The organism is Streptomyces sp. NPDC057654 (assembly GCF_042800135.1).
Lineage (GTDB): Bacteria > Actinomycetota > Actinomycetes > Streptomycetales > Streptomycetaceae > Streptomyces.
The window spans coordinates 1-1,004 of the sequence record NZ_JBHVHQ010001498.1 but is presented as its reverse complement, the minus strand read 5'-3'; the positions used below and the strand labels follow the sequence as shown (position 1 = coordinate 1,004).

Sequence of the window (1,004 nt, the reverse complement as noted above, 5' to 3'; positions counted from 1 at the left end):
CCCCAGGAGGGCGCGGCGCGCCGGTCCCTGTCCCCGTTCCTGCTCCATAAGCACTCCTCTTTCGTCAGTTTCTGTCATGTACCGCACCGATCATGGACCTGGCCGATCGTAGACGTGCATTGCTTCCGTACGGGACCCCCTGGGCGAAATGACGGAGAAACACACATCAACACGGCGTATCAACCGATGAGCCCGGTGTGCGGGGCGCGGGTTCTCCCGAGTATCGTCCGGGACTGCGCCCAGGTGCGCAGCGTGCGCAACAGCCGACCACCACGACCGGAGGACCCGTTGTCCCGGATCATGCTCAAGGCGATTCTTGGATTGCTCATGCGCGTCCTGTACCGCCCGCGGGTCGAGGGCCTGGGGAACATCCCCGCGTCCGGGCCGGTGATCCTGGCGGGCAACCACGTCACCTTCATCGACTCGCTGTTCATGTCGCTGGTCGTGAAGCGGCCGGTGTACTTCATCGGCAAGGACGAGTACGTCACCGGCAAGGGGATCAAGGGCCGCCTGATGGCCTGGTTCTTCACCGCCTCCGGCATGATCCCCGTCGCCCGCGACGGCGGGCGCGGCGGCGTCGCGGCGCTGATGACGGGGCGCCGGGTGCTGGAGGACGGCAAGGCGTTCGGCATCTACCCGGAGGGCACCCGCTCCCCCGACGGCCGGCTCTACCGCGGCCGTACGGGCGTGGCGCGGCTGACGCTGATGACGGGCGCGCCGGTGGTCCCGTTCGCGATGATCGGCACGGACAAGGTGCAGCCGGGCGGCAAGGGGCGGCTGCGGATCAGCCCGGTGACGGTCCGCTTCGGCGAGGCGCTGGACTTCTCCCGGTACGAGGGCATGGACCGCGACCGGTATGTGCTGCGGGCCGTGACGGACGAGGTCATGAGCGATGTCATGGACCTCTCGGGCCAGGAGTACGTGGACGTCTACGCGACGAAGGCGCGCGCGGCCTGAGCGGCGGCCACAGGCCCCTGGCCGTACGGAAAACCTCCCGTACGGCC

1 protein-coding gene is annotated in these 1,004 nt (G+C 68.6%); it reads left to right on the top strand.

The genetic code is table 11. From position 1 onward, the window contains the following. Window positions 1-288: 288 nt before the first annotated feature. The gene (locus ACFU99_RS44635; RefSeq protein WP_384404660.1) at window positions 289-957 is read left to right on the top strand and encodes a lysophospholipid acyltransferase family protein; all 669 of its coding nucleotides are present in this window, start codon (window positions 289-291) and stop codon (window positions 955-957) included. Window positions 958-1,004 lie beyond the last annotated feature (47 nt).